Source organism: Enterobacter sp. HK-058-C-ECC, from assembly GCF_047531125.1.
Classification (GTDB): domain Bacteria; phylum Pseudomonadota; class Gammaproteobacteria; order Enterobacterales; family Enterobacteriaceae; genus Enterobacter; species Enterobacter quasiroggenkampii.
This window is the reverse complement of the sequence record NZ_JBLKCH010000005.1, coordinates 1-24,186: the sequence shown is the minus strand read 5'-3', so window position 1 is coordinate 24,186 and position 24,186 is coordinate 1. Positions and strand designations below refer to the sequence as shown.

The window sequence follows — 24,186 nt, the reverse complement described above, 5'->3', positions numbered from 1 at the left end:
GCAATTTGTCAGTTTTTCCTGGCAAACGTATAGCAACGTCCTAGCTTTAGTGAACGGCATAGTGTGATGCCGCTCACTGACAGGACCGTTGCTGAACTATGGCTGAAGATCAAACTCCACCTGCTGACGAGCAGGACAAAAATAATAATGAGCGTAAGCGCCCGGGCAAAAAACCGTTAATTATCCTCGGCATTGTCGTGGTGGTGATGGTTGTCGTGGCGCTGGTCTGGTGGTTTTTAACCCGTAACGAAGAGACGACTGACGACGCCTTTACCGACGGCGACGTGGTGACGATTGCCCCGAAAACGGCAGGCTACGTCACCGAGCTGCGGGTGCGCGATAACCAGCGCGTGAAAAAGGGCGATCTGCTGGTGGTCATCGATCCGCGTGATACCACCGCGCAGCGCGATCAGGCTCAGGCCCAGCTTGGGCTGGCCATCGCGCAGCTGCACCAGGCTCAGGCGCAGCTGGCGCTCTCAAAAGTGCAGTATCCCGCCCAGCGTGACGAAGCCAAAGCGCAGGTGCTGAAAGCGCAGGCCGATCTGGCGAACGCGCAGGCGGAGTACCGTCGCCAGCGCGGCGTCGACCCGCGGGCAACTACCCAGCAAAGCATTGATTCGGCGAACGCTCAGCTGCGCAGCGCGCAGGCGGGGCTGGCCAGCGCCCAGGCGCAGCTGGAGGTGGCAGAGCAGGTCCAGCTGCAAATCCGCCAGCAGGAAACCAACGTTGAAGCGCGCGAGCGTCAGGTCGAGCAGGCGAAAGCGCAGCTGGAAACGGCCAATCTGAACCTCTCTTACACCGAAGTCCGCGCCCCGTTCGACGGGTTTGTCACCAAACGCAACGTTCAGCCCGGCACGCTGGTGCAGGCGGGAACGGCGTTGTTCTCCCTGGTTTCGCCGAACGTGTGGGTGGTAGCGAACTTCAAAGAGTCCCAGCTTGAGCGCATGAAGCCCGGCGATAAGGTCACCGTGTCCGTCGACGCGTGGCCGGATATGGCGCTTGAGGGCCACGTTGACAGCATCCAGCAGGGCAGCGGCTCGCGCTTCTCCGCCTTCCCGGCAGAAAATGCTACCGGTAACTTCGTCAAAATTGTGCAGCGCGTGCCGGTCAAAATCGTGATTGATAAGGGGCTCGATCCGAACAAACCGCTGCCGCTGGGGCTGTCGGTTGCGCCGAAGGTGACGGTGGAATGACGGATCACAGCCACGACAGCTGGAAGCCCGCCAGCAATCCGTGGGCGGTGGCGATTGTCGTCACCCTGGCGGTGTTTATGGAGATTCTGGACACCACTATCGTCAACGTGGCGCTGCCGCACGTGGCAGGCTCGCTCTCGTCCAGCTATGACGAATCCACCTGGGTGTTAACCAGCTACCTGGTCGCGAACGGCATCGTGCTGCCCATCTCGGCGTTTCTGAGCCGCGTCTTCGGCCGCAAGCAGTTCTTCCTGATCTGCATCGTCATGTTCACCGTCTGCTCGTTCCTCTGCGGCATCGCCACCGAGCTGTGGCAGATCATCCTGTTCCGCGTGATGCAGGGCTTTTTTGGCGGCGGACTACAGCCCACGCAGCAGTCGGTACTGCTCGACTACTTCAAGCCGGAGGACAGGGGCAAAGCCTTTGGGCTCTCGTCCATCGCGATTATCGTTGCACCGGTCCTCGGCCCGACGCTGGGGGGCTGGATCACCGACAACTACTCCTGGCGCTGGGTGTTCTTTATCAACATCCCGGTGGGGATTGTCACTGTGCTGGCGATCTACCAGTTGCTGGAAGATCCGCCGTGGGAGAGCAAGTCAAAAGAGAAGCTGACTATCGACTGGACGGGGATCGGCCTGATTGCCCTGGGGCTGGGCTGCCTGCAGGTGATGCTTGACCGGGGGGAAGATGAGGACTGGTTCTACTCAAACTTTATTCGTACCTTCGCGGTATTAACGCTTATCGGCATTATCGGTGCCATTTACTGGCTGGTGTATGCCAGAAAACCGGTGGTGGATCTGCACTGCATGAAGGACCGCAACTTTGCCATCTCCAGCCTGCTGATGGCGGGGATGGCGATGATTTTGTACGGCAGTTCCGTGGTGATCCCGCAGCTGGCGCAGCAGGACCTGGGCTATACCGCCACCTGGTCCGGCCTGGTGCTGTCGCCCGGGGCGGTGCTGATTGTGCTGACCATTCCGCTGGTGCTGAAGCTGATGCCGGTGGTGCAAACGCGCTGGATTATTGCCTTTGGCTTTACCTGTCTGGCGGTGTCGTTCTTCTGGTCGCGCACGCTGACCCCGGATATCGACTTCGAGACGCTGGTGCTGTTCCGCAGCGCCCAGTCGCTGGGGTTGGGGTTCCTGTTTGTGCCCCTGACCACCATTGCCTTTATTTCGATTCCAAGACGGCTGAATGCCGATGCGGCAGCGCTGTTCACCATGTTCCGTAACGTCGCGGGCTCGGTCGGGATCTCCCTGTCGACGGCGGCCATCACCGAACGATCCCAGGCGCACAGTGCGCATCTGGCGTATCACGCCTCGCCGTTTAACGAGCAGTTCCAGCAGGCGATACGCGAAAGCGCCCAGGCGATCCAGAACTTCACGACCCAGGTGGGAGACCCCACCGGCATCGCCACCGGACGCCTGTACCAGACCATGATCGAGCAGTCGCGCTTTTTGGCCTACATCGACGTCTTCACCATCCTGAGCGCCGTGGCCTTGTTACTGATTCCGTTTTGTTTGTTGCTCTCGCCGGTTAAGAGCGAGGGGAGTGCAGGAGCACATTGATGATACACAGACGTTTACACCCCCTGATGATAATGATGCTGCTGGCAGGCTGCGCCGTCGGACCGGACTATCAACCGCCCGCGCCGCCTGCTGTCACGCACTGGAACGATAAGGGCGACAGCGCGGTAAAATCGCAGACGACCTCCGCCGCGACCAACCCGCGCTGGTGGAAGACCTTCGGCTCGCCACAGCTCGACAGCCTGGTGGAGCGCGCCATTGCCGGGAACCTGACGCTGCAGCAGACGGTGCTGCGCATCGCCGGCGCGCGCGAACAGATTAACCAGGCGGGCGGGGCATTTTATCCGTCGGTGAACGGCAATCTGCAGGCGACGCGCCAGCAGCTCGGGCTGGAAGGGGAGCTGAAATCCCACGGCGTGTATGACCAGGTGGATAGCATCGATCCCGCTCTCAAGGGCGCGCTGGGACCGCTGACGCAGCCGATCAACCTCTACCAGGGCAGCTTCGACGCCCAGTGGGAAATTGACCTGTGGGGTAAGGTGCGTCGTCAGGTGGAAGCCGCCGAAGCGCAGCAGAAAGCGGCTATCGAGCAGCGTAACGACGCGCTGGTGTCGCTGGAGGCGGAAGTGGCGCGCGCGTGGCTCCAGCTGCGCGGGGCGCAGAGCGTTATCGCCACGCTGAACACCCAGATTAAAAGCGCGCAGCAGACGCTGGATCTGACCGAGAGCCGCCAGCGCGGCGGGCTGTCGCCGCAGATGGACGTGGAGAATGCGCGTGCACAGCTGGGTAACCTGGAGGCGCAGCTGCCGCAGTACCAGGCGCAGGCGCGTCAGGCGATGAATGGCCTGGCAATCCTCCTGGGCAAGCCGCCGGGGGCGCTGGATGCGGAATTACAAAGCGTGCAGCCGATGCCCGCGCTGCCGGATATCGTGCAGACCGGCATTCCGTCGACGCTGGCGCGCCGCCGTCCGGACGTGCGTGAAGCGGAGGCGAACCTTCATGCCGCCACGGCGCAAATCGGCGTCTCGGTGGCGGAGCTGTTCCCGAGCTTTACCCTCTCCGGGCAGTTTGGCCTGCGCAACAGCGAAACCAACTGGCTGACCGACTGGAGCAGCCACTTCTACAGCTTTGGCCCGCAGGTCTCCATTCCCATCTTCCAGGGCGGTCGGCTGGTCTCCAGCGTGAAGGTGGCGCGCGCGCAGCAGGGGGCGGCGGTGCTGGACTATCGTCAGACGGTGCTCACCGCGCTTGGCGATGTCGAAAACGCGCTGGTGAGCTATCGCACCGACCAGCAGCGTGAAGCAGGTCTCGCAAAAACGATCGACGCTTTGCAAAACGCCTTTGATTTAGCCAGCGACAGCTACCGCCAGGGGATCGCCAGCTTCATTGACGTGCTGGACGCCCAGCGACAGCTGGCGCAGGCCGAGCAGCAGCGCGCGCAGGCGCAGGTGCAAAGCGCGCTCGATCTGGTGGCGCTCTACAAGGCGCTCGGCGGCGGCTGGGAGCCGTATCAGCAGGTGCAATTACCGGACTACAGCGTCTTTGGCGACGCCCCGCGCGGATAAATTTTCAGAGGATTGGGCAAGAAACGGACAGGAACGCCACATTCGCGATGGCTGAGGGGCGGGTATAACTATCGGGTACCCCTTAAACGACATGCGAGGATTATCTTATGCGTTATCAAAAACTGGGCAACACCGGTCTGTTCGTTTCTGAACTGTGCCTCGGCACCATGACCTTCGGCGGTGAAGGCGGCATGTGGGGCAAGATTGGTCAGCTCCAGCAAAGCGAAGCAGAACAGCTGGTGGGCCGCGCGCTGGATGCCGGGATCAACTTTATCGATACCGCGGACGTATACTCGGAAGGGCGTTCGGAGGAGATCACCGGCCAGGCGCTGAAAAACCTGAAAATCCCCCGCGAGAACGTGGTCGTCGCGACCAAAGTGTTCGGCGAAACCGGAACGGCAGGGGTGAACTCGCGCGGCAGCTCGCGCTATCACATCATCAGCAGCGTGAAGGAGAGCCTGCGCCGCCTGCAGCTCGATCATATCGATCTCTATCAGCTGCACGGCTTCGACCCGGCCACGCCGATTGAAGAGACGCTGTATGCGCTGGATAACCTGGTGCAGCACGGCCACGTGCGCTATATCGGCGTCTCGAACTGGGCGGCGTGGCAGATTGCCAAAGCGCTGGGCATTTCCGAGCGTCTCGGGCTGGCGCGTTTCGCATCCCTCCAGGCGTATTACACCATCGCCGGACGCGATCTTGAGCGCGAGCTGGTGCCGATGATGCAGAGCGAAGGCGTCGGGCTGATGGTCTGGAGCCCGCTGGCAGGCGGCCTGCTGAGCGGAAAATATGGCCGCGACGGGCAGAGCGAAGCCGGTGGTCGTCGTCTGGAGTTTGACTTCCCGCCCGTGAACAAAGATCGCGCCTTCGACTGCGTGGACGTGATGCGCACGATGGCCGAAAGCAAGGGCGTCTCCGTCGCGCAAATCGCGCTGGCGTGGCTGCTGCATCAGAAAGCGGTGACCAGCGTCATCATTGGCGCGAAACGCGTTGAACAGCTGGACGACAACATTGCCGCCACCGGGATCCGTCTCAGCGAAGACGAGCTTCAGCAGCTTGATGCGGTGAGCGCGCTGCCGCGGGAATATCCTGGCTGGATGCTGGAGCGGCAAGGTGAATATCGCCGCAACCAGCTCGCGCAGCAGTAACCTTTCTTGCCCCGGTCGCGCATCGCTTACCGGGGCTTTTTTTCCCGCATTGCTCACAAAAAACGATCCTCCTCTTTGATCGTTTTTACATCTTCGCCTATATGACTAGTCATGAAATTTTAAATGACTAGTCATATAGGAAGAGAACATGAAGAATCAGCTGCCAGCCAACTTTTTATGGGGCAACTCGGTCTCCAGCATGCAGACGGAAGGGGCCTGGAACGAGGGCGGGAAGGGGATGTCGGTGTATGACATTCGTGAAGCCGGGGAGAACGTCTCCGACTGGAAAGTGGCGACCGACTCCTACCACCGCTACCGGGAAGATTTCGACCTGATGCAGGATCTGGGCATGAACTGCTACCGCTTTCAGATCTCGTGGAGCCGCGTCAGCCCGCAGGGCGACGGCCCGTTCAACGACGAAGGCATCGCATTTTACGACCGCTTTATTGACGATCTGATCGCCCGCGGCATCGAGCCGATGATCTGCCTGTACCATTTCGACATGCCGCTCGCGCTGGCGCAGGAGTACAACGGCTTTATCGATCGCCGCGTGATGGACGCCTTTATCCGCTACGGCAAAAAGATGATCGACTGCTTTGGCGACCGCGTGAAGTACTGGCTGACCTTCAACGAGCAGAATATTTTCCATATGCCGGAAGCCTTCCGCATTTCCGGCTATATGAAAGGCGAGAAAACCCTGCGCGAGCTGTACCTGCTCCAGCACCATACGATGGTGGCGCACATGGCGCTGACCGAATACCTGCACCAGACGAAACCGGGCCAGCTGATGGGCGGCATGCTGGCGCACCAGCTGATCTACCCGGCCACCTGCAAACCGCGCGATATCTTCTGCGCCCAGCAGTATGACGAATTCCTCAACCAGAATTTGCTACGCGTCTTTGCCGGGCAGGGCTACAGCCCGGCGGTGATGGCGGTGGTGGAGCAGGAGGGCTTTGGCGATATCTACCGTGCAGACGATCTCGCGCTGCTGGCGCGCACCCAAAACGACTATATGGCCTTCAGCTACTACGCCAGCAAAACGCTGGAAAGCGATGCCATTCCGGAAGGCACGCCGGTCAACTATTACCTGCTGCACGGCGAGAAAAATAACCCGTACCTGAAGGCCACCGAGTGGAACTGGCAGATCGATCCGCTGGGCTTCCGCACCATCATCACCCGCTACGCCAACGACTGGCGCCTGCCGGTGTTCCCGATCGAGAACGGCATTGGGGTGATTGAGTCATGGGACGGCGTGAACCCGATTGAGGACACCTACCGCATCGACTATCACCGGGCGCACATCGAGGCCATGAAAGCGGCGATGTTCGAGGACGGGGCAGAGGTCATTGGCTACCTCGGCTGGGGGTTAATCGACATTCTCAGCTCCCAGGGCGACATGCGTAAGCGCTACGGCGTGGTCTACGTCAACCGGGAAAACCACGACCTGAAAGACCTCAGGCGCGTGCCGAAGAAGAGCTACGCGTGGTTAAAACAGGTTATCCATACCAACGGACGCGAGATGTAAGCCGTACGCTGCCGGGCCGTTTTTGTGACTGATTGATGGGAACACGCCGCTATGTCTGAAACAAAAATCACACCGCACATGCAGTCCTTTGTCGATAAGTTTGTCGAGTTCTCGGCGCGCCTGGCAAACCAGGTGCACCTGCGCTCCCTGCGCGACGCCTTCGCCACGGTAATGCCCATTTTCATCCTCGCCGGTCTGGCGGTGCTGGTGAATAACGTGGTGTTTCCGTGGATGTTTAAGGGCGATACGCTGGCGCATTTTCAGGTGTGGGGCGAGGCGATTATCAACGGCACGCTGAACATCGCCGCGCTGCTGCTGGCCCCGATGATTGCCTGGTCGCTGGCGCGCAACAAAGATTTCGACAATCCGGTCTCGGCAGTGGTTATCGCCGTCAGCAGTTTTATCATTATGATGCCGATGCGCTTACAGATTACGCCCGTCGGCAGCGACGCTGCGGTCAGCGTGACGCAGGTGTTGACCTTCGCCAATATCGGCTCCACCGGGATTTTCGCCGGGGTGCTGATTGGGCTGCTTTCAACGGAAGTGTTTATCGCTATTTCGCGCCTGAAGGCGCTGCACATTTCCCTCGGGGAAAACGTGCCCCCGGCGGTGAGCAAATCCTTTACCGCGCTGATCCCGACCATCCTCACGCTCTCCCTGTTTGCGGTGCTGGCGGCGGTGCTGGCAAACGTGCTGCATACGGACCTGATCCATCTCATTACGACCTTCATCCAGCAGCCGCTACGGCTGATCAACACCAGCCTGCCGGGGACGATTTTCATCTACAGCTTCGGCAACTTCCTGTTCACGCTCGGCATTCATCAGTCGGTGGTCAACAGCGTGGTGCTGGAGCCGTTCCTGCTGATCAATACCAACGAGAACATGCTGGCCTTCGCCAACGGCCAGCCCATTCCGCACATCATCAACAACATCTTCGTGCCGACCTTTGGCATGGTGGGCGGGACGGGCAGCACCATCTCGCTGCTGATCGCCATCTTTATCTTCTCCCGACAACAGTCGGCGAAGCAGGTGGCGCGCCTGTCGCTGGCGCCGGGGTTGTTTAACATCAACGAGCCGGTGATCTTTGGCCTGCCGATCGTGTTTAACCTGCCGCTGATGATCCCATTCGTGCTGCTGCCCGCGATAGGTATTTACTTTGCCTGGCTCTGTACCACGCTGGGATTCATGTCGCGCTGCGTGGTGATGATCCCGTGGACCACGCCGCCGATTCTCAGCGCCTGGCTGGCCACGGCGGGAGACTGGCGGGCGGTGGTGGTGCAGTTGGCAATCATCGTATTTGGTGTATTCTTCTACCTGCCTTTCCTCAAAATTGCCGAGCGAGTGGCCTTGAAAAACAGCGGGATAGAAAACTAACAGAAAGGAAGGACGATGGCGGCGAAGTACATCACCATAGCGCGGGAAATCAAGAAACGCATTATCAGCCAGCAGTACGCCGCCCATGAACCGCTGCCGGACCAGTTTGCGCTGGCGGCGGAGTTCAGCACCAGCCGGATGACCATCCAGCAGGCGATGCGCCAGCTGATCGTCGAAGGGCTGGTCTATACCCGCCAGGGGCAGGGGACGTTCATCCGCAAAAATTTCCTCCAGCTTTCGCAGTGGGATCTCTCCGGCAGCGACTACTTTGGCGCGACCAAAACCTGGGCGCATCTGGGTACGGTTACGAGCCAGGTGGTGCATTTCGAACTGCGCTTCCCGAACGAAAAAGAGCAGGCGTCGCTGATGATTAACGCCGATGCGCCGATCTACGACTTCATTCGCCTGCGTTTGCTGAACGGCGAACCGATGTCGCTGGATTCCACGGTGATGCCGATGAATCTGGTGCCGGGCCTGACGAAAAACCATCTTGAAGGTTCGGTGTTTCAGTACGTTCAGGAGACCCTGGGGCTGAAAATTATGGGCTCGTATCGGGTGGTGCGGGCGCTTAAGCCCAGCGCGCTGGACAGAGAGCATCTGGTCTGCGAGGAAACCGATCCGGTACTGGAGGTGGAGCAGGTCATTTATCTGGAAGATGGCACGCCGCTGGAGTATGCCCACTGTCACTATCGGTACGACCACGGCGGGATTGTGATCGTGAATAACGGGTAAAAAAAAGCGGGCCTCTAAGCCCGCTTTTTTAATGCGCGTGACGTGATTAGTTCAGACGCACCGGCATACCGGAACGGTTCTGAACGGCCTGGTCAACAATCGCCGTTTCAACGTCTGGCTGAGACGTTACCGCCTGTACCGCGCTGTTCAGCGTAACAGGAACGACTTCGTTGTTGTTGATCTGGTCTTCGCTGGTGGACAGCGGGTTGTGCACTTCGATGTAGCGGCTGCCGTCTGGCTCAGACGTCGCTTTCACCGGTTCGTTGATGAACTGCACGCGTGTACCGACCGGCACGTTTTCGAACAGGAACTTGATGTCGTCGTTACGCAGGCGCACGCAGCCGTGGCTCACGCGCAGGCCGATACCGAAGTTGGCGTTGGTGCCGTGAATCGCATACAGACGACCAATGTACAGGGCATACAGACCCATCGGGTTATCCGGGCCTGCTGGCACAACGGCTGGCAGCGGTTCGCCCGCAGCGATGTATTCCGCGTGCATTTTAGCCGTTGGCGTCCAGGTTGGGCCCGCTTTCTTACGTTCAACTTTGGTGGTCCAGTTCAGCGGGGTGTCTTTACCCAGCTGGCCGATACCGATTGGCAGCACGATCACAGTATTGGTGCCTTTCGGGTAGTAATACAGACGCATTTCGGCGCTGTTAATTACGATACCTTCATGAACGGTATCCGGCAGGATCAGCTGCTGAGGGATATTCAGCACGGTACCTGCTTTCGGCAGGTACGGGTCAACGCCCGGGTTCGCTTCCAGCATGTTAGACAGACCCAGCTGGTACTGCGCCGCGAAATACTCCAGCGGCTGAGAGTTACCTTCAGGAACCGTCACCACCTGGTTTTGACCCACCAGACGGCTTCCGTCGGTCGGCAGGGGATACGTCACCGCAGACGCGGTCTTACAAAAACCTACTACGGCTAACGCCGCCGCAAAAAGCGCTGTTAATTTCATGTTCATGTTGTGCGAGGTATCTAAGCCATTCTGGCGATGAGTTGATAAGTCTGAATCTGTGATGGGAGCGCATTATATGTGCATTCCCGCTCACTGGGAATTCAGATGTGTACGAAATCACATTTTTTTCGATTTTGTTAAAGTTTAGTGGATGGTTGCAACGCGGGATCTCAATTCGGAATTGTGGCATAATGCCGTGTTTATCACACTTTTCGCAGGAATCTCCCCGTGTTAGTTACCAGCAACGTCACTATGCAGTTTGGCAGTAAGCCGCTGTTCGAAAACATTTCCGTCAAATTTGGCGGCGGCAACCGTTACGGCCTGATTGGTGCCAACGGTAGCGGTAAATCCACCTTTATGAAGATCCTCGGCGGCGATCTGGAGCCGACCCTCGGCAACGTGTCGCTCGATCCGAACGAACGCATCGGTAAGCTGCGTCAGGATCAGTTCGCCTTCGAAGAGTTCACCGTGCTCGACACCGTGATCATGGGGCACGCGGAGCTGTGGGAAGTGAAGCAGGAGCGCGATCGCATCTATGCGCTGGCCGAGATGAGCGAAGAAGACGGCTATAAAGTGGCCGAGCTGGAAACGCAGTACGGCGAGATGGACGGTTACTCTGCGGAAGCGCGCGCGGGCGAGCTGCTGTTGGGCGTCGGCATTCCGGTTGAACAGCATTACAGCCCTATGAGCGAAGTTGCGCCAGGCTGGAAGCTGCGTGTGCTGCTGGCTCAGGCGCTGTTCTCTAACCCGGACATCCTGCTGCTCGACGAACCGACGAACAACCTGGACATCGACACCATTCGCTGGCTGGAGCAGACGCTTAACGATCGCGACAGCACCATGATCATCATTTCGCACGACCGTCACTTCCTGAACATGGTCTGTACGCACATGGCGGATCTGGACTACGGCGAGCTGCGCGTCTATCCGGGCAACTACGACGAGTACATGACGGCGGCCACCCAGGCGCGCGAGCGTCTGCTGGCGGACAACGCCAAGAAAAAAGCGCAGATTGCCGACCTGCAGTCTTTCGTCAGCCGATTCAGCGCTAACGCTTCTAAATCGCGTCAGGCAACCTCGCGTGCGCGTCAGATTGATAAAATCAAGCTGGAAGAGGTTAAAGCCTCCAGTCGTCAGAACCCGTTCATCCGCTTCGAGCAGGACAAGAAGCTGTTCCGTAACGCGCTGGAAGTGGAAGCCCTTACCAAAGGCTTCGATGAAGGCCCGCTGTTTAAAAACTTCAACCTGCTGCTGGAAGTGGGCGAGAAGATTGCCATTCTGGGCGCCAACGGCGTGGGTAAATCTACCATGCTGAAAACCCTGGTCGGCGAACTGCAGCCGGACAACGGCACCGTGAAATGGTCCGAAAACGCGCAAATTGGTTACTACGCGCAGGACCATGAGTACGAGTTCGAAAATGACCTGACCGTCTTTGACTGGATGAGCCAGTGGAAGCAGGAAGGCGACGACGAGCAGGCGGTGCGCAGCATTCTGGGTCGTCTGCTGTTCAGCCAGGACGACATCAAAAAGCCTGCTAAAGTGCTCTCTGGTGGTGAGAAAGGCCGCATGCTGTTCGGCAAGCTGATGATGGAAAAACCAAACATCCTGGTGATGGACGAACCGACTAACCACCTGGACATGGAATCGATCGAATCCCTGAACATGGCGCTGGAGATGTATCAGGGCACCCTGATCTTCGTCTCTCATGACCGTGAGTTCGTCAGCTCGCTGGCGACCCGCGTGATCGAAATTACGCCAGAGCGCGTGGTGGACTTCACCGGTAACTACGAAGATTACCTGCGCAGCAAAGGTATCGACGGCTAAAAAAAGCCCGGTGGCGCTTCGCTTACCGGGCCTACGGGTGACGTTGTAGGCCGGGTAAGGCGAAGCCGCCACCCGGCAATGTTCAGAGCACCCACTCACTCCTTTCAACCCCGTTCACCCGCAGCGTACGTTTTTCCCCCGCCGGTAATGACACCTTTAGCGCCTTCCACGCCGGACGATAATCCCCGCGCGCGTTCACCTTCAGGTTAATGGTTGCGCCGTCGCACACCATTTCCCATTCCACCCACAGCGCATTGCCGTTCTGATAGCCCCAGCTTTCGCCGTCGTCTTCAAACAGCAGCCCCGAGGTCGTGCCGACGCCTTTCACCGGGAACAGCTTCAACTCGCGGGTCGTATCTTTTTCGGCACTCACATGCGTGATGCGCTCGCTCAGCGGCAGACCGGCTCCGGCGCGCACCAGCAGCGGCAGTTTTTCCAGCGGCGCATCGAGGACGATGGATTGCCCGCCTGCATACCACGCGTGGGTGTAAAAATCATACCAGCCCGTTTCGTTATCCGGCAGCCAGACCCGGCGCTCGCGCTGCCCGGCTTCGACGACGCTGGCGACCAGCAGGTCGCGGCCCAGCAGGAAGTCATCGCACTCTTCCAAGGTCTGCGCATCGTGCTCGTGGTCGAGGAAGGTCGGGCGCAGCATCGGCTCGTCGTCGGCATGCGCCTGCCAGAGCAGGGTGTAGAGATACGGCAGCAGGCGGTAGCGCAGCTCAATCGCGCCGCGAATGGCAGGCGTGACGCCCGGATACATCCACGGCTCGTTCACCGTGTGGTCATCGTTCCACGAATGAATGGTAAAGCGCGGGTGCATCACGCCGTTCTGCACCCAGCGCACGAACAGCTCGGCGTCCGGCTTGTCGCCGGAGAACCCGCCCACGTCATGGCCGATGTTGAACAGCCCGGACAGGCTCATGCCCAGCCCCATGCGGATGTTATAGCGCAGCGTGTCCCAGTTGGTGCGGTTGTCACCGCTCCAGGTCTGAACGTAGCGCTGCATCCCGGCGCAGCCGGAGCGGGAGATGAGATACGGGCGTTTTTCCGGCGCAAAGCGCTGCTGCGCTTCCAGCGAGGCGCGCATCATCAGCAGCGGCATGACCGGGCGAATATGCTTGATGGCGATCTCCTTGCCGAAGCCAAAGCAGCGGGCTTCCCCGTCCCACACTTCGTACTCGTTGTTGTCGTTCCAGGTGGAGTCGATGCCCATCTCCAGCAGCTGCGTGGTGACGCCGTTCTGCCACCACTGCACCGTCTGCGGGTTGGTAAAGTCGAGGTGCGAGCCTTCGTCATCCCAGAAGCTGGAGCGTTCGGGTGCATCGGTTTCTGAATCGCGAATGAACAGGCCGCTCTCCGCCACTTCGCTGTAGCGCGGATGATCCTGCAGCAGGCACGGCTTGATGTTTGCGGCCAACTTCAACCCCGCGTCGTGGAACGCCTGGCTCATCACCTTCGGCTGCGGCACCTTGTCATAGTTCCAGTTGAAGACGTAGCGCTTGCCGTTGATGGAGGTATAGCCAGACGAAAGCTGGAACGAGTCGCACGGAATGGCGTGCTCTTCGCACAGGCGGATGAAGTTCATCAGCTGATTCTGCGCGTCCGGCGCGTCGGTGTAGTGCATGGTCGAGCCGCTGTAGCCCAGGCTCCATTTCGGTCCGAACAGCGTTTTCCCGGTCAGGCGCACAAAGGTTTTGGTGACGTCCAGCACGCGCCTGCCGGTAAAAATGTAGTAATCGATATCGCCCGCTTCCGCCTGCCAGCGGCGATAGGCGGTGTGGTAGTTGTCGATTTCGTTACCCAGATCCAGCCAGCAGCTGCTCAGGTTGTCGTAGAACAGGCCGTAGCTCACGTCGTCGCGGCGGGTAAGGGTGAACGGAATGTGCTTGTACAGCGGGTCGGTGCTGGCGGCGTTGTAGCCCATGGCGTCGAGGTTGCGCATCTCGTAGCGTTTACCGTTGCGCTGCAGATCGCCCGCTTTCTCACCCAGGCCGTAGAAACGCTCGTCCTTGCGGCGGCTCAGGTAGTGCGCCACGCCGTTGCCGTGGGCGTTCAGCAGGTAGGCGCTGGTGGGGCGGTCGTTGACCAGCGGCTGCCACTCGCCCGCGTCATTGCGGTAGTGCCACTCCAGCCACAGCGGCTGGTGCACGGTGACGCGCAGCTGTTCGGTTGCCACGGTTAACGTGTCGTCCTGCTGCGTCAGCGTCCAGGCCGGGCAGGTGAAGCCGCTGACATCGTCACGACGGCGACCTTCCCACGGCACGTCTTGTTCCGGGGCGATGCTCCAGGTGCGGTCCAGCGCCAGCTCGCCTTTGCGTTTGATCAGCACGCGGAACAGGTTCTCTTCCAGCACATACAGGCACAGACGGTGCTGGTTATCGACCAGCAGTTCCAGATGGTTTGCCGACTGCGTATCAACGGTCCAGTTTTTCAGGGTTTTCATATGCAATACATCCACTATCAGGCGCGCTTGGCGCGACGTTCAGCAATAAATGCTACCAGGAAGAGAGCGCCAATCAGGTCAAAGAAGCCCATGGCGATAAAGAGCGGGTTAAAGCCGATTTTGTCGGCGGTCACACCGATTAACAGCGAGAACAGGAAGCTGGCGATCCACGCCGCCGAGCCGCGCATGCCGTTGACGGTCGCCATCTGGCCTTTGTCGAACGACTCCACGACCAGGGCGCTCAGCATGCAGGAGATGATCTGGTGCCCGAAGCCGCCGATGGAGATCAGCACGATGGTGATGTACGGGTCGCGGGTAATGGCCACGATGGCCAGCGAGATCATCAGGAACGCGCCCGTCACGGAGCTGGCGACGACCGAGTTCACGCGGGAGCAGCCGAACAGGCGAGTGTACAGACGCGTCAGGTAGCCGCTCGCCACGCTGCCGAGGTCAGCGGCGAGGAACGGCAGCCAGGCAAACATCGCAATCTGCTTCAGATCCATGCCGTGCTCTTTGGCAAGGTACAGCGGCACCCAGAAGCTCAGCACCGCCCAGGCCGGTTCCGCCATAAAGGCCGGGATGGCGATACCGTAGAAGCGTTTGTTCTTCGAGACGGTTTTCAGCGCGGTCAGGAAGGGCAGTTTGACGGCAGGCGGTTCGTTATCCTGCTTGATAAACGCCAGCTCGTCCTTGCTCAGGTTCGGGTGCTGCTCCGGGTTATGGTAGAACGCCCACCACAGGATCACCCACAGCAGCGCCAGCACGCCGGTAAACATGAACGCCCCCTGCCAGCCGAACGAGGCGTGAGCGAAGTAAATGATAGGCGGAGCCAGCATCGCACCGATAGAGAAGCCCACGCCCGCCCAGCCGGCAGCAACGGGACGCTCTGATTTCGGGAACCACTCGCCAATGGTTTTGGCGTTCGCCGGGGTAGCGGCGGCTTCGGAAGCCCCCATAAAGAAGCGCAGAATCGCCAGGTGCAGCCAGCTTCCGGCGCCCGCATGGAAAATACACATCAGCGCCCAGATCCCGGCGCAGACCATAAAACCAATCTTCAGGCCGATCACGTCAATCAGCCAGCCGCACAGGGGCTGGAAAATGGTGTAGGCAATTTGGAACGCACCGACGATCCAGGAGTATTGCTCGGTGGTGATCCCAAGGCTCTCTTTCAGTTCCGGGGCGAGGATCCCGAGCGAGTTTCGGGTGATGTAGTTAACGGTGACGCCAAGTAAGAACAGCACCAGCACGTACCAGCGCAGGTTCTTGATGACGCGACGGGTTTTGCTTGTCGCAACGGTGTTATTGATGTCCTGACTCATTTTACTCTCCACAAGACGGACGGTAAGGGGACGGAGGTTCAGGTGTCACACAGATTTTTATGCCTTTGATTTCTATCCGTTTAAACTGCTTAAGTTGGTATACAACTAGTATGGAAGTTGTGTGACAGGTTCACCTTAAGGGAGAAAATGAGCGGGCAATAGTCTATTTTGTGCAAAATTTCTCATAACTGACGTAAACACTCTGGCAAGATGGTATTGATGTCAGTTATTGCCTGACAAACACGCTATGAAAATTTTTTCATTACGCAAATGGAGCCAGATCACAAAATGGACAAAAGGCTAAAAATCACCGAAATCGCTGCCCGCACGCAGCTCTCGATCAGCACCGTGTCACGCGTGCTGGCGGGGAAAGCGAATACCAGTGAAAAAGCGCGCGCAAAGGTGCTGGCGTGCGCGCGGGAGCTGGGCGTGATGGAGGGCATGGCGGCGGGACGGCTGCTGCTCAATAGCCTGGTGGTTTTTGCTCCTCAGCGCGCCTTCGACGAGCGGTCCGACATCTTTTATTACCGCGTGATCCAGAGCGTGAGTAAAGGCCTGGCATCCCACGATGTGCGCCTGCGCTACTGCGCGCTGGAAGAGAACGACAGCGACGCCCAGCTGTTTCTGGCGCGCATGAACGAGTCGGACACCCAGGCCGCCATTCTTCTCGGTATCGACGACCCGCATATCCACGATCTGGCTGTGGATGTCGGCAAACCCTGCATGCTGATTAACTGCCGCGACCGGCACATGCGTCTGCCTGCCGTTGCGCCGGATCACCGCGCCATTGGCGAGCGGGCAGCGGAATACCTGTTCGAAATGGGACACCGTGAGGTGATGAACGTGCTGTGCCTGCGTCGCTACACGATGGAGCTGCGTCTGTCAGGGATCCGCGACGCGTGGCAGTCTCACAACCTGGCATTCAGCGATAAACGCGATCTGCTGGTGGTGCCCAGCTTCAGCGCGCGCGAAACGGAACAATTGGTCAGCGCCTGGCTCAGCGAAATGCAGGGCAAGGATTTGCCAACCGCGTTTCTGGTCGGCGGCGACTTTATGGCGGCGGGGACCATTAGCGCATTACAAAACCACGGCCTGCGCGTGCCTCAGGACGTCTCGGTGATGAGCATTGACGGGTTTAACCTGGCGGCGATCCAGGATGTGCCGCTGACGGCCGTGCATGTTCCCCGCGACGAGCTGGGGACGGAAGCGGTACACATGCTCCAGCAGCGGCTCATGCGCCCGGACGCGCCGGTGGGGACGTTACTGCTTAACGGCACGCTGACCGTACGAGAATCGGTACGGCGGATACGTCAGGGAAAACGACGCACCGCCGTTGAGCGGGAAGGGCTGTACGACAGTTAGACCATGCCCAGCGCGCGCTTGCCGTGGATGTTGAGATCGTTCACGGTAAAGCGGTCCTGCCAGCTCTTTTCATAATCTTCGCGTGGGAAATCCCCCGGCGATGCGCCGGTCTCCAGCGCTTCCTTGACCTTCTTCGCATAGGCGAGGTTTTTCTCGCACATCGGTGCGGCGGGGATATACATCACGTTGCCCCAGCCCTGCTGATTGTCCACCGGCGCGACGGAGTGGATCACATCGCAGTGCCACCACACCGAATCACCCGCCTCCAGCGCAGGAATGCTGGTCAGCGCCTCGATAAGCAGCGGGTGCCACTTCTCGGAAATCGGCAGCACGCGCCCCGGCGCCACGCCGCACAGCTCGTCTTCCGGCACGTCGTCCAGCAGCGGACGCAGCAGAATATACGCCATTGCTTCCGGAATGGGCACCACGTGCAGCAGCCCCTGGCCAGGGATCATGTCCGACAGCGCGGTCCAGCCCTGGAAGGTGCGGAATACCGAGCATTTGGTGGTGTTATCGACGGTATACTCTTCCACTTCGGTACGGTGCGCGGCGTTCCACGGATCGTACTTGTCGACATTGCCGTCAAACACGCGGGCAAAGACCTGCTGGTAAGCCGGCAGCAGCCAGCGCTCCAGCGCGCCGGAGTCTGTATGCGCGCCGAGCCCTTTCGAGGTGGTTCCCGGCGGACGGCGGCGGATACGATCCGGATAAATCACGCTCACGTCCGGGTCGAACCACTGCTTGCCGTTGCTCTCGAACGTCCATAAACGGTTCAGGAACGACTGCACCTGCGCCATCTCTTCGCTCTGGCGCGCCTGCATCTGCGCCTGCGACCAGTAGATCGGGTAAATCTCCGGACGGGAAGCGGTCAGGGTGCCAAAGAAGTTATCGCCTGGCCCTTTGTACACCTCGTCAAACTTGTTCAGATCGAGGTAGTCGAGCATCGACTGATCCCACGCCAGTGCCTGCTCGCGCGGGAAGTGACCTTTAATCACCGCACAGCCGCGGCGTTTAACGGCGTCGCGCTGCGCGTCGGTAATCGTGCCGTTTTTTACATCGGTAAACGGGATCACCGGCCAGACGGATTCACCTTTATTTTTAAGCGCGTTAATTTCCGACACGCGGGTGGCAATGCTATCGCTGAGCTTGTTGAACACCGCCTGCACGTCACCGATATGCGCGCGTAACTCACGTTTCAACTGACGGATTGCCGCTTTGTGATCCGCCGGCAAAGTTTCACTGGTAAAGGTCATAACTGCCTCGCATCTTTCATTCGAAAGTAAAAATGTCTACAAGTGATACTTTAAGTTAAAATTAAGTTAATGCAAGTTTAAAAACTTGACGTGCGCCACAGGACGGAAAAAGAGTGAGAGGCCGGAGCCAGGCTCCGGCGAGGAAAGGATCAGGCGTCGAACGGGGAATGGTTGTCGAGCACGGCCTGAATGACGTTCAGCGCGCCCTGATGGTTGTTGTCGTCAGTGCTGTAGCGGCTGATTTCTTTGATGCTTTCCGCCGCGTTGCCCATCGCAAAGGAATATTTCACCAGCTTCAGCATCTCGGCATCGTTGCCGCTGTCGCCAATGGCCACGCAATCCTGCGGGGAGATTTTCCAGCGCTTCAGCAGACGGCTGATGCCGTTAGCTTTGTGCAGCCCGGGGATAATCAAATCCACAAAGCCAAAGCCGCTGGTGACCGGCTTCATGATGCCGTCCAGCGAGACGTGCAGCTTATCCACCAGATTGGGGATATCGCTGTCCGGCAGGTTCAGGGAGAACTTAAACAGCACGTCGTCAATGTCGCGGTAATCGCTAATGCGCTTTAAGCGGTGGTAGTGCTTTGACATCAGCGCCACGAAGGCGTCCGGGGCTTTATCGCTGACGTACGCGCTCTCCAGCCCGCAGGCCACGAAGTTCAGCCCTTTATCTTTCAGCAGTTCGCCAATCACGATCTGCGATTCATGGCGGGTCAGCTCACCGTGAAAAATCTGCTCCCCGCGATCGAACACCAGAGCGCCGTTTTCCGCCACGAAGGAGATCCGATCTTTGAGCTCCGGAAAAAAGGAGATGAGCTGGTAATACTGGTTGCCGCTGGCGACAACGAATTCAATGTCGCGGGCTTTAAGCTGTTCAAACTGTGCCTGGAAGCGGTCACGATCGTACTGCTTGGCATCATCAAGAAAAGTTCCGTCCATATCGGTGACGATAACTTTAACGGTCATACTGTGCTCCTGGGTCACTGCGTTTTGAAACATTCTAATAACAAGGTGACGGGGAGCACAAATTTAATTTCGAATGAAAGTCAGAAAGCCGGGTGGCGGCTTCGCCTTACCCGGCCTACGGGGAGACTCTGTAGGCCCGGTAAGCGCAGCGCCACCGGGCGTTTTTCTTACAGCGTATGTTCAGTACGGGCGATAATATCGTCCTGCGCATCCGGCGACAGGGCGGTGAAGAACGCCGAGTAGCCTGCGACGCGTACCACCAGGTCACGATACTGGTCAGGGTGTTTCTTCGCCTCCAGCAGCGTGTCGCGCGAGACGATGTTGTACTGAATATGCCAGCCCTTATGCACCTCGAAGAAGGTGCGCAGCAGCACCATCAGCTTCTGGCGATCGCTGTCGTTTTCCAGCGTTGACGGGTTCAGCTTCTGGTTCAGCAGCACGCCGCCGAGAATCGCCTCGGTAGGCAGTTTACCCACGGAGCCGATGACCGCCGTTGGACCCAGGTGGTCGGTACCGGAAGCTGGGCTGGCCCCTTCCGCCAGCGGCGTGTGCGCCTTACGTCCGTCCGGCGTCGCCATCGTCGCCGCGCCAAACGGCACGTTCGCGGAAATCGAGGAGGTGCCTGCGTAGTAGTTACCGCCAATCGGGCCGCGGCCGTGGCGTGGGTTGTGGTACTGCTTCAGCTCTTCAATATAGGTCTGATAGGCGCGGGTCAGCAGCATATCAACGCTGTCGTCGTCGTTACCGTACTTAGGCGCGCCATTAATCAGGCGCTGACGCAGCTGCTCGTGGGTCAGCCCGTCGAAGTCATCCGCCAGCGCTGCCGCCAGCTGCTGTTGGCCAATGACGCTCTGTTCGAACACCAGCTTCTTCACCGCCGCCAGGCTGTTGCCGAGGTTGGCGATCCCCACCTGCAGGCCGGACACCCAGTCATACTTCGCGCCGCCCTGCTTGATGCTTTTCGCGCGCTCGATGCAGTCGTCCACCAGCGCCGAGCAGAGAATATCGTGGACGTTCTCTTCCAGCATGGTGTCCACCACGTACTCAATTTCGATGGATTTGCGGGTGTAGTAGCGGATCTGGCTATCCCAGGCCGCCATCACCTCGTCGAAATTGTCGAAGTTACCGGCAGAGAGCGCTTTCTCCTGCGGCAGGAATACCTTGCCGCTGGTGGCATCGCGGCCGCCTTCCAGCGCGGCCAGCATCACGCGGGCGAAGTTGATGAAGCTCATGCCGGTGCAGCGATAGCCCCACTTGCCGCCCACCGCGGTTTCGATACAGCCAATCGCCGCGTAGTCGTAGGCGTCTTCTCGTTCAACGCCGAGCTTGATGAATTCCGGGATCACGATTTCGTCGTTGTTAAAGGCAGGCATCCCGAAGCCGCAGCGGATCACCTGCACGCAGGCGTCGAGGAAGTCGTTGCTCATGCCCGCGTGATAACGCACGCTCAGGTTCGGCTGGGTGGAGCGCAGACGGCCGCAGGATTCCAGAATCGCGTAGGAGAGCGGGTTCACCGCGTCCATCGGCTCGCCGTTGACCAGCTTCTGGCCGCCGATGGTGACGTTCTGGTACAGCGGGCTGCCGGCGGAGGCTTTGGAGTGCGAGCCGGAGCGGATTTTATTCACTTCAAGCAATTTCAGCCAGCAGCTGTGCAGCAGCTCGATGGCGTGTTCGCGATCCAGGCTCTGGTTCAGCTCCACGTCGCGGCGGTAGTACGGATAGAGATATTGGTCCATACGCGCGAAGGAGACGGAGTGGCCGTTGGACTCAATCTGCAGGATCAGCTGAATGAAGTAGCACAGCTGCAGCGCCTGCCAGAAGGTTTTTGGCGGCTCGTGAGCAATCACGTCGCAGTTTTCTGCCATCACCAGCAGCTCGTCGCGGCGGCTTTCGCGGGTTTCTGTGGAGGCCATCTCGCGCGCCAGATCGGCGAAGCGTTTGATGTGCAGGCTCACCGCTTCCAGCACGATATCAATTGCCTTCAGGAACTGATCGCCGTGCAGGTCTTCCAGCACCGTCAGGTTGATGCGTGAGCGGCGCTCGGCCACTTTGGCGCGCAGGCCTTCGAGACCTTTCTCCAGCACCAGCGGGAAGTTCACCGCCAGGTGCGCGTCGCCGGAGGTCATGTTGCCTTCGGCTTTGATGATGCCGGTTTCCAGCAGGCCTTTCTGCTCGTCGGTGAACATGCCGTAGCAGCGGTCCTGTACCGTCTGGCCGCGCCACCACGGGCAGATTTCATGCAGCACACGCTTGTTCTCTTCGCTCACCGCAAAGCCCGCGCCCGGGCGATCCGCCAGGTCGTCAATCTCTTTCTCAATCCAGGAGACGGTGTATTCCGGGAAGATCGGCGCGGCGCGCACTTCGCTGGCCTGGTTACCGATAATCAGCTCGTCGTGTTTGATCCAGATGGTACGCTCGGCCAGGTGATGCGCCAGCGCCAGGGCGCGTCGGACCGGGATCGGCTTGTCCATGTGCTGCTGGTACATTTCGGTGTAATGCTGGGCGCGCTCGGTACAGACCGGCGGCTTAACGATATGCACCAGCGCCGTTTTGTGCGCCTTAATGCGCTCGCTGAGGGTATTGAGATTCAGGGTTGTCATAAGTTTATCCTCGTAAGGTCGCGGTTAACCCTTTCTGGCAGGCGTACTGCTGCGCGAAGTCCAGCAGGGCAGGGTTATCCAGCGGTTTGTCAGGGGCAGAGTAGGGTTGGCCGAGCAGGGTGTATTTGTTCATGCCCAGCGTGTGATACGGCAGAAAATGAATATCGTCGACGCCGAGCTCATCGGCAGCGAAGTTGGTGATGGCGGTGATGGAGGCTTCATCCGCGTTAAAGCCCTGGATCAGCGGCACGCGGATGGTGATCGTTTTCCCGGCGGCGGCCAGGCGTTTCAGGTTGTCCAGGATGCGCTTAGCCGAACCGTCCGTCCACTGCTTGAACACGTCACCGTCGACATGCTTCAGGTCGGCGAGGAACAGATCGACGTACGGTAATGACGGCTCGATATAGTGCCACGGCACGTGAAGGCAGGTTTCGACGGCGGTGTGGATCCCCTGGTCATGGCTGGCTTTAAACAGGGCCTGCGCCAGCTCGGGGTTCATAAACGGTTCGCCGCCGGAGAGGGTGATCCCGCCGCCGCTGCGGTCGTAGAAGGGTTTGTCGCGCAGTACGATCGCCATGATCTCCTCGACCTGCCGTTCTTCACCGCAGACGGTCAGCGCCTGCGTCGGGCAGCAGTCGGTGAGGGCATTAAGCGTCTCTTCACTTAATTTCTCACGATGAATGACCATCCCGTTCAGCGCACGTTCGATACAGCCCGGTGCCGCCTGCTGACACAGGTCGCAGCCGTCCAGGCACAGACGCGCATCAAACAGCACGTCCCGGCTGCGGGAGCGGCTTTCCGGGTTCTGGCACCAGCGACAGCCCAGCGAGCAGCCTTTCAGGAACACCACGGTACGGATACCGGGGCCATCGTGGGTAGAGTAACGCTGAATATTGAAGATCATGTTTTCGCCTCTCATCTTGCATACGAAGATTAAATTACTTTCGAATGAAAGTTATCTTGATGCAGGTCAACTCTTGAGCAGGTTTTGTCGTGATAGGGTAAGTGCAGGCTAATTTTGAGGGTGACATCATGGAACTTTATCTCGACACATCTGACGTTGCGGCAGTCAAAAAGCTGGCGCGTATCTTCCCGCTGGCGGGGGTGACCACCAACCCAAGCATCGTTGCGGCCGGTAAAACGCCGCTCGACGAACTGCTGCCCGCGCTGCACGACGCGCTGGGCGGTAAAGGCCGTCTGTTCGCGCAGGTGATGGCGACCACCGCCGAAGGGATGGTGGAAGACGCGCGTAAGCTGCGCGCTATCATTAACGATCTGGTGGTGAAAGTGCCGGTAACCGCAGAAGGGCTGGCGGCGATTAAGATGCTGAAAGCGGAAGGGATCCCGACGCTGGGTACGGCGGTATACGGTGCCGCGCAGGGGATGCTGTCCGCGCTGGCGGGGGCGGAGTATGTGGCGCCTTACGTTAACCGCGTAGACGCGCAGGGCGGGGACGGGATCCAGACCGTGGTGGAATTACAGCAGCTGCTGACGCTGCACGCCCCGCAGTCAAAAGTGCTGGCCGCGAGCTTTAAAACCCCGCGTCAGGCGCTGGATTGCCTGCTGGCTGGGTGCGAGTCCATCACGCTGCCGCTGGACGTGGCGCAGCAGTTTATTACCTCTCCGGCTGTGGATGCGGCGATTGTGAAGTTTGAGCAGGACTGGCAGGGGGCGTTTGGACGGACGTCCATCTGACGCTGTTGCCGGGTGGCGCTGGCGCTTACCCGGCTTTCGTTCGCGCCGTTGTAGGTCGGGTAAGGCGAAGCCGCCACCCGACTTTTTTACTGGCTACACACCTCACACCCCGGGTTACGCATCAGCTTCATCTCGCGGAACTGGCAGGTCATCGCGTCATACATCACGATTTTACCCGCTGCGGGCGTGCCGTAATTCGCCAGCACCTTGATCGCTTCCATTGCCTGCAATGAACCAATCACGCCGACGAGCGGCGCCATCACGCCCGCCTCAACGCAGGTCAGCGCATTCTCGCCAAACAGACGGCTCAGGCAGCGGTAGCAGGGTTCACCCTCGGCGTACGTGAAGACGCTGATTTGCCCCTCCATGCGGATCGCCGCGCCGGAGACCAGCGGGGTTTTGTGAGCAAAACAGCCCGCGTTGAGCTGGTTGCGGACGGCGACGTTATCGGTGCAGTCCAGCACCAGGTCGTGCCGGGCAATCTGTGTGAACAGCGCGTCGTCATCCAGCATTGCGTCAATCAGCGTGAACTGAACGTGGGGGTTGATGCGCGCCAGCGCAGCCCTGGCGGATTCCACTTTCGGCTGGCCCACCGTCGCGTCGCTGTGCAGCGTCTGGCGCTGCAGGTTGGAGACCGATACGGTATCGAAATCCAGCAGCGTCATGCTTCCCACGCCCGCCGCGGCAAGGTACTGCGC

At 59.4% G+C, this 24,186-nt stretch carries 18 protein-coding genes; 10 read left to right on the top strand and 8 right to left on the bottom strand.

Annotated elements, in window-relative coordinates; genetic code table 11:
• Window positions 1-98 precede the first annotated feature (98 nt).
• From ACMWJS_RS11595 to ACMWJS_RS11565, 7 genes are all read left to right on the top strand, one after another.
• On the top strand, window positions 99-1,193 hold the full coding sequence (locus ACMWJS_RS11595) for an HlyD family secretion protein (protein ID WP_008501178.1): 1,095 nt from the start codon (window positions 99-101) through the stop codon (window positions 1,191-1,193).
• A complete protein-coding gene (locus ACMWJS_RS11590) occupies window positions 1,190-2,761 on the top strand; it encodes a DHA2 family efflux MFS transporter permease subunit (RefSeq protein WP_048027030.1) in 1,572 nt (523 codons plus the stop codon). Before ACMWJS_RS11595 ends, ACMWJS_RS11590 begins: the two co-directional genes overlap by 4 nt.
• Window positions 2,761-4,284, top strand: coding sequence for an efflux transporter outer membrane subunit (locus ACMWJS_RS11585; protein WP_045909419.1), 1,524 nt, complete (start codon window positions 2,761-2,763; stop codon window positions 4,282-4,284). Before ACMWJS_RS11590 ends, ACMWJS_RS11585 begins: the two co-directional genes overlap by 1 nt.
• Window positions 4,285-4,391: 107 nt before the next feature.
• Complete coding sequence (locus ACMWJS_RS11580; protein WP_414747090.1) at window positions 4,392-5,432, top strand: aldo/keto reductase; 1,041 nt, start codon at window positions 4,392-4,394, stop codon at window positions 5,430-5,432.
• A gap of 148 nt (window positions 5,433-5,580) precedes the next feature.
• Complete coding sequence (locus ACMWJS_RS11575) at window positions 5,581-6,957, top strand: glycoside hydrolase family 1 protein (protein ID WP_414747089.1); 1,377 nt, start codon at window positions 5,581-5,583, stop codon at window positions 6,955-6,957.
• A gap of 51 nt (window positions 6,958-7,008) precedes the next feature.
• Window positions 7,009-8,331 carry a PTS sugar transporter subunit IIC gene (locus ACMWJS_RS11570; protein WP_045909416.1) on the top strand — a complete coding sequence of 441 codons (1,323 nt, stop codon included), beginning with the start codon at window positions 7,009-7,011 and terminating at the stop codon, window positions 8,329-8,331.
• Between the two features lie 15 nt (window positions 8,332-8,346).
• Window positions 8,347-9,063: a GntR family transcriptional regulator gene (locus ACMWJS_RS11565; protein ID WP_045909415.1), complete on the top strand. Its 717-nt coding sequence runs from the start codon at window positions 8,347-8,349 to the stop codon at window positions 9,061-9,063.
• 46 nt (window positions 9,064-9,109) lie between these two features.
• Here the strand turns inward: ACMWJS_RS11565 and ldtB are convergent, their stop codons facing one another.
• A complete protein-coding gene (ldtB, locus tag ACMWJS_RS11560) occupies window positions 9,110-10,030 on the bottom strand; it encodes a L,D-transpeptidase (protein ID WP_032649383.1) in 921 nt (306 codons plus the stop codon).
• A gap of 222 nt (window positions 10,031-10,252) precedes the next feature.
• On the opposite strand from ldtB, the gene ACMWJS_RS11555 reads away from it, so the two are divergent.
• Window positions 10,253-11,848: an ABC-F family ATPase gene (locus tag ACMWJS_RS11555; protein WP_414747088.1), complete on the top strand. Its 1,596-nt coding sequence runs from the start codon at window positions 10,253-10,255 to the stop codon at window positions 11,846-11,848.
• Between the two features lie 82 nt (window positions 11,849-11,930).
• Here the strand turns inward: ACMWJS_RS11555 and ACMWJS_RS11550 are convergent, their stop codons facing one another.
• Window positions 11,931-14,294, bottom strand: coding sequence for a TIM-barrel domain-containing protein (locus tag ACMWJS_RS11550; protein ID WP_414747087.1), 2,364 nt, complete (start codon window positions 14,292-14,294; stop codon window positions 11,931-11,933).
• 17 nt (window positions 14,295-14,311) lie between these two features.
• Window positions 14,312-15,613, bottom strand: coding sequence for an MFS transporter (locus tag ACMWJS_RS11545; protein WP_045909413.1), 1,302 nt, complete (start codon window positions 15,611-15,613; stop codon window positions 14,312-14,314).
• A gap of 288 nt (window positions 15,614-15,901) precedes the next feature.
• Here ACMWJS_RS11545 and ACMWJS_RS11540 point away from each other — a divergent pair, with 288 nt between their 5' ends.
• Complete coding sequence (locus tag ACMWJS_RS11540) at window positions 15,902-16,975, top strand: LacI family DNA-binding transcriptional regulator (RefSeq protein WP_262801941.1); 1,074 nt, start codon at window positions 15,902-15,904, stop codon at window positions 16,973-16,975.
• Here ACMWJS_RS11540 and ACMWJS_RS11535 read toward each other — a convergent pair.
• From ACMWJS_RS11535 to ACMWJS_RS11520, 4 genes are all read right to left on the bottom strand, one after another.
• A complete protein-coding gene (locus ACMWJS_RS11535) occupies window positions 16,972-18,228 on the bottom strand; it encodes a DUF1479 domain-containing protein (protein WP_414747086.1) in 1,257 nt (418 codons plus the stop codon). The two genes, ACMWJS_RS11540 and ACMWJS_RS11535, sit on opposite strands and share 4 nt — an antisense overlap.
• A 149-nt stretch (window positions 18,229-18,377) precedes the next feature.
• Complete coding sequence (locus ACMWJS_RS11530; protein WP_262796014.1) at window positions 18,378-19,193, bottom strand: Cof-type HAD-IIB family hydrolase; 816 nt, start codon at window positions 19,191-19,193, stop codon at window positions 18,378-18,380.
• 167 nt (window positions 19,194-19,360) lie between these two features.
• Window positions 19,361-21,793: a formate C-acetyltransferase/glycerol dehydratase family glycyl radical enzyme gene (locus tag ACMWJS_RS11525; RefSeq protein WP_414747085.1), complete on the bottom strand. Its 2,433-nt coding sequence runs from the start codon at window positions 21,791-21,793 to the stop codon at window positions 19,361-19,363.
• Window positions 21,794-21,797: 4 nt separating this feature from the next.
• Entirely contained in the window at window positions 21,798-22,697 is a 900-nt protein-coding gene (locus ACMWJS_RS11520) for a glycyl-radical enzyme activating protein (protein WP_414747084.1), read from the bottom strand.
• A gap of 128 nt (window positions 22,698-22,825) precedes the next feature.
• Here ACMWJS_RS11520 and fsa point away from each other — a divergent pair, with 128 nt between their 5' ends.
• Window positions 22,826-23,488: a fructose-6-phosphate aldolase gene (gene fsa, locus ACMWJS_RS11515; RefSeq protein WP_023326972.1), complete on the top strand. Its 663-nt coding sequence runs from the start codon at window positions 22,826-22,828 to the stop codon at window positions 23,486-23,488.
• A gap of 86 nt (window positions 23,489-23,574) precedes the next feature.
• Here fsa and ACMWJS_RS11510 read toward each other — a convergent pair.
• A partial coding sequence (locus tag ACMWJS_RS11510; protein WP_414747083.1) for a molybdopterin-synthase adenylyltransferase MoeB occupies window positions 23,575-24,186 on the bottom strand: 612 nt, incomplete at its 5' end.